7 protein-coding genes are annotated in these 4,706 nt (G+C 66.0%); 4 read left to right on the top strand and 3 right to left on the bottom strand.

All coding sequences use genetic code 11. The features are described 5' to 3' along the window. Both IH971_07035 and IH971_07030 read right to left on the bottom strand, forming a co-directional pair. Nucleotides 1-230, bottom strand: a 230-nt coding sequence (locus IH971_07035; GenBank protein ID MCH7497587.1) for a hypothetical protein, incomplete at its 3' end; no start/stop codon positions are given. A gap of 55 nt (nt 231-285) precedes the next feature. Next, nucleotides 286-615 (bottom strand): hypothetical protein, encoded by a 330-nt coding sequence (locus IH971_07030; protein MCH7497586.1) that lies wholly within the window; start codon nt 613-615, stop codon nt 286-288. Between the two features lie 251 nt (nt 616-866). On the opposite strand from IH971_07030, the gene IH971_07025 reads away from it, so the two are divergent. The 4 genes from IH971_07025 to IH971_07010 all read left to right on the top strand — a co-directional run bounded on the left by IH971_07025 (nt 867) and on the right by IH971_07010 (nt 3,412). Continuing rightward, nucleotides 867-1,598 (top strand): LexA family transcriptional regulator, encoded by a 732-nt coding sequence (locus IH971_07025; protein ID MCH7497585.1) that lies wholly within the window; start codon nt 867-869, stop codon nt 1,596-1,598. 5 nt (nt 1,599-1,603) lie between these two features. After that, nucleotides 1,604-2,347: a hypothetical protein gene (locus IH971_07020; protein ID MCH7497584.1), complete on the top strand. Its 744-nt coding sequence runs from the start codon at nt 1,604-1,606 to the stop codon at nt 2,345-2,347. A 390-nt stretch (nt 2,348-2,737) separates the two neighbouring features. Next, nucleotides 2,738-2,878 (top strand): hypothetical protein, encoded by a 141-nt coding sequence (locus tag IH971_07015; protein ID MCH7497583.1) that lies wholly within the window; start codon nt 2,738-2,740, stop codon nt 2,876-2,878. A gap of 54 nt (nt 2,879-2,932) precedes the next feature. Beyond that, nucleotides 2,933-3,412 (top strand): tetratricopeptide repeat protein, encoded by a 480-nt coding sequence (locus tag IH971_07010; protein ID MCH7497582.1) that lies wholly within the window; start codon nt 2,933-2,935, stop codon nt 3,410-3,412. 59 nt (nt 3,413-3,471) lie between these two features. Here the strand turns inward: IH971_07010 and IH971_07005 are convergent, their stop codons facing one another. After that, on the bottom strand, nt 3,472-4,434 hold the full coding sequence (locus IH971_07005) for a c-type cytochrome (protein MCH7497581.1): 963 nt from the start codon (nt 4,432-4,434) through the stop codon (nt 3,472-3,474). Nucleotides 4,435-4,706 lie beyond the last annotated feature (272 nt).

The raw sequence follows: 4,706 nt of genomic DNA, 5'->3' as shown, positions 1-4,706 counted from the left end.
TCTGTCGTCTCATTCAGGTGCTGGGCCAGGTCCTCGCACCACTGGCCGAAGGTGGGCAGGTCCTCCGGCTGGCGGGTCTTCAACAGGGCCCGCCGCGTCCGCAGAGCCTCGACCTGGGTCGCGCTCATGCGCCCGCTGAGCAGGGACGCCTCCAGCACCAGCAGCGGGTACAGAGTGTACTGCCCCACGATGTGGCGGCAACTCAGTTCTTTGGTGATCTGCGCGCTCATGGCGTCGCCTGCTTCACGGTGGCAGAATGCCAGCTGCCCCAGGCCGTCCTGCCCGTCACTCCGGCCAGCCGAAGATGCGCCCCAGTTCTCGCATGTACGCGGCCATGTGGGGTAGGTGGGCCGGGCTAATCTCGTCCACGGAGACAGGCAGGCGCCGGTCGTGGCGGATGCGCCGGGTGAGGGTCGGGTTCCAGGCGGCATAGTTCCCTTGTCGGATCATCGTGAGGCAGCCCAGCGGCTCGCCCTGGGCGTTCACGGTAGCCCCGTCGGGCGCCACGAAGCGGAACAGGGGCTCCCCCCGCTGCCACGACCGGGGGATTTGCTCCGGGTAGCGGGTGAGGCGGTCTACCTCCCGCTGGTAAATGTCGCCGCCGATTTCAAGCATACTCGCCGTCCTGGCAAAGGTCTGCCTGGTCGTCGCGCCAGTCTTGGGCCACCTGGCTGCAGGTCCAGCAGAGGGTTCCCACGGCCCCGGGCCTGCGGCGGCAGCCGGAGCAGACTCCCCTGCGCCATCGGCTCGGTGTTCGCCATTTGACATCCACCGGGGTTGGGGCTAAATTGCTGGGTACCCGAAATTGGACAATTGATCGTTTTTGATTGTACATGGCAGATCGAAGTTAGACAATTGTTCAATCCATGACAAGCGTATCTTATACAATTGTGGAATATTCGCCCAAACATAAGGCGTTGGGGCTGCGCATTCTCCAGGTGCGTAAGGGGCTCGGCCTGAAGCAGCCGGATTTCGGCGAACTGTTCGGCGTCAAGCGCTCTACCGTCATCAACTGGGAGGGGGGCAGGACTCGACCATCCCGGGCGGTGCTGGAGGCCATGGCCAATGAGGCCGCCGAGTCACTGCAGTGGCTCCTCAGCGGCGACCGCCGGGACATGCCGCCGGAGGGGTTCCCCCTGCCCCCCGCCGACCTGTCGCTGCCCATGATCCCGATTATGACCCTGGGTGGAGCCCAGGCCGGAGGGGTCTCCGGTGAGGACCTGAACCGGCTGCCTCTGGGCTATCCCAGGACGGAGGAGGGCCGGCAGTACTGGGAAGGGGACGACGAGCACTGGATCACTCGGCCCGCCGACATCAAGGACATCACCGCCTATGCCGTCATCGTGGAGGGGGACTCCATGGTCCGGACGCTGCGCCCCGGCCAACTGGTCATCGCCAGCCCCATCAAGCCAGTGGTCAGTGGCGACCTGGCTGTGGTCCGGGCGGGGGGGAGCACGTACATTAAGGAAGTGCATTTCATCGAGGATGGGGCGCGGGTGCGGCTGGAGTCGCACAACCCGGAATACGAGGCGCTGGTGCTGCTCCGGGAGGAGGTGGAGTTCTGCCACGCCATCGTCTGGATCAAGGTGAAGCGGTGAGGCTGATGCGCCCCGCCTTGCTGATCGCCCTGCTGCTGCCGCTGGCGGCTCCGGCACAGGAGGCCCGCTTCAGTTTTGGCGTCTCGGCGGGCTGGGCCAACCTCGCCATGCGGGCCGTTCGCCAGAAAAACGAGAGCGATGTGAACGGTGTGAGCGGCTTTATCGCACTGGGCTTTCCCGTGGCACCCTTCCCGGCGCTCAACCCTGTCCCCTTCGTGACGGCCCGGGCGGCCTACCGCTTCAGCCACGCCAGCTCACTTTCCCTGTCGGTGCAGACCTTCGCCCGCACCCTGGAGGCCGCCACCCCCGCCGGCCAGCCCCACCTCTACCTCCAGCGCGGACTGGGCGCCACCGACATCATGCTGGGCGCTGCGCACCACTTTCGGCCCAGTGTGGGCGACCTGGACGTGGCCGTGGAACTGGCCGTGGGTGCCACCGCCGCCTGGGTCACCACCGAGGCCTTTGGCACTGCCGAGATCATCGTGAGCAAGGAGACCGTGAAGGTGACCATCTACGACTCCCAAACCGAACTTACGCTGACCAGCCCCTTCGCCCTGGTGGGCATCGCCGCCGGCCTGCCCCTGCCTGGCCCCCTGGCCCTGCAGGCCGCCGCACGCTACAAGAGCGGCCCTATCACCAAAATGTCGGGGGAGGCCATCGAGTTCGGGGTTACCACCGGCTACGTCAGCCAGACTGAGTTCGACTTTTCAGGGCTGTTCCTCAGCCTCGGCCTGGCCCTCGAATTCTGATGCGTTTCACGGCGTCCCTCATGGGGGCTTGACATGCCGAACATTGTACTTTGGATTTTTAGGTGCTTACTGCCGGCTTCTTTGGTATGCACGGTCTTGCGCTCCTGAACCCGCCCGACCCCCTCCCTCAGCCCATGCTCTGGATGAGCGCTGTCGGGACGCCAGTTCGCCTGTTCATCGGCCTGGCGTAACTGGCCTCCGCGCTGGGCTTCACCCTGCCGGGCCTCACCAGCCATGGCACCTGGCTCACCCCATCCGCTCTGGCCGGTGCGGCCTTCGTGATGGCCAGCGTCCTTGTCTTTCACCTATTTCGTGGGGAGACGGCCAACCTGCCCGGCAACCTTAGCATCGCCCTGCTGCTGCCGGTGCTGCTCCCCGCCCAAATCCCCCTTGCCCGAGCAGCCCCAGAACCTTCAGGTGCTGCCCGAAGGCACTACCACCGAGACCCTGCGCAACACCATGTTTGGCTTCTCCCACACTCTGGGAGTGAACCGCACCCACTGCCACGTGACCCGGGATCGCAACGACTAGTCCACCTACGAATTCGCCTCCAATGAGAAGACCCACAAGCAGTCGGCCCGCGTCATGATGCGCATGGTGGCGGCCATCAATGGCGAGCACCTGGCCAAATTGGGCTTCGGCCACGGCAACACCGTACAGGTCAGCTGTATCACCTGCCACCGCGGCCAGGACCGGCCCCTGACACTCGGCCAGCGGCTAATGGACACTATCGAATCGGGGGGTGTGCAGGCGGGAGTGGAGGACTATCAGCGCCTGTGTGAGCAGGATTATGGCCGGGGCAAGTTCGACTTCGGCGAGGGCAGCCTCAACGCCCTGGGCTACCGCCGCCTCTTCGGTGGCCGCACCATCGATGCCATCGTCATCATTGAACTCAACGTGGCCCAGTGCCCCGACGCTGCCAACCCCCACGACAGCCTGGGTGAGGCCTACATGCAGGCCGGTCGCCGCGCGGAAGCCATCGCCAGTTACCGCCGGTCGCTAGTCCTCAACCCCGACAACAACAACGCCGAGGACCGCCTCAGGGCCCTGAACGCGGGGGAGTAGGGCCCCAGCCCACCCTCACGGCCCGGTACCGCAAGTGGGAGGCAATGAGCGACCTCCCCCTAGTTCATCTCCAGCGCCGCCTCCTTGGCCACCACGTCGTGTCTGATGGCCGGCTGCGACCGCAAGTAGGCCATGAGGTCGTCGATTTCATCATCGTTGAGCGACGTGTGGTGGGTCATGCGCTGCATCATGGGCCAGCGCACCATCTCGGTCTCCGTCCGGGGCCGCAGCCGTTTGCCGAATTTCAGGGCGTCGCGCAGCTGCTGGTCGCTGAAGCCGCCGATGCCGGTCTCTTCGTCGGGCGAAAGGTTGGCGGACATAATCAGTTCGCCCCCTGGACCGCGAAAGTAGACGCCCCCCGCCAGCGGCTCGCCCAGCTGGGGCGGCTTCTTGGGATACTCCGGCGCGTAAGCGTGGCAGGCGGCGCAGGCACCCAGGTAGGCCAGCCGTTTGCCCCGGCCCGCTGGGGTGCTGGTATCCACGCTGAATTCAGTGATACTGGGCGCCGAGTTGAGCATGTTATGGAACACCCCCTTGGCGTGGAGATCGCTGAACGGCATCACTAGGTCGTTGGCGGGCTCCGTGTGGCTCACCGCCTCGGGGATGCTGCGCAGATAGGCGATGATGGCAGCAGTCTCCTCTGCGGTGATCGCCGCGCCGTAGTAGGCCCACGGCATGTAAGGGATCAGCGCCCGGCCATCCCGGCTGTAGCCCTTGGTGATGGCCCGGACCAGTTCCGCGTCGGTCCAGCCGCCGATGCCGGTCTCCATGTCGGGCGTGATGTTGGGTACCCCGATGCGCCCCCACGGCTGCCCCAGCCAGGCGTCGCCGGCCAGATAGCCTTCCGCGTCGGGGTCGCCCTCAAAGTTGCCGCTGGTGTGGCACGATCCGCACGCCATGATGCCCTCGGCCAGCCGCTTTCCCAGTGCCACCTGGTCGCTCAGCGTCTCGGTGACCATCACGGCCGGCTCCCCGCCGGTCTTCATCATGCCGCCGCAGGCCCCCAGGACCAGTACGACCACAACTGAAAGCCCACGTCTCATTTGCATGGATATCCCCCCCGCTGCTGTGGGTGTGGTGCGCCGGGCGCAGCCGGCGCTGGCGGATGGTACAGACCGCGGTGGCCCGTGTCAATGGAAATGTGCGGGAGGACGGCCGCCCCCCCAGCAAGGGGGCAACTATTCCGGCCCGCCGGGCGCTTCGCGCTGCCCAGGCGTGATGGCCCAACACTTAGCGCCCACCCGGGATGCAATCTTGTCTACCGAGCAACCCCCCCTGCCACATCGCAGGCGAC

This window comes from Candidatus Neomarinimicrobiota bacterium, from assembly GCA_022560655.1.
Lineage (GTDB): Bacteria > Fidelibacterota > Marinisomatia > SCGC-AAA003-L08 > TS1B11 > JADFSS01.
The sequence above is the reverse complement of the archived record's forward strand: the minus strand, read 5'-3'. Positions and strand labels throughout refer to the sequence as shown.

Excerpts from the sequence above, each read along its gene's own strand:
- IH971_07025 (MCH7497585.1), top strand. The coding sequence starts at position 867 with ATGACAAGCGTATCTTATACAATTGTGGAATATTCGCCCAAACATAAG.
- IH971_07010 (MCH7497582.1), top strand. The coding sequence starts at position 2,933 with ATGATGCGCATGGTGGCGGCCATCAATGGCGAGCACCTGGCCAAATTG.
- IH971_07020 (MCH7497584.1), top strand. The coding sequence starts at position 1,604 with ATGCGCCCCGCCTTGCTGATCGCCCTGCTGCTGCCGCTGGCGGCTCCG.
- IH971_07030 (MCH7497586.1), bottom strand. The coding sequence starts at position 615 with ATGCTTGAAATCGGCGGCGACATTTACCAGCGGGAGGTAGACCGCCTC.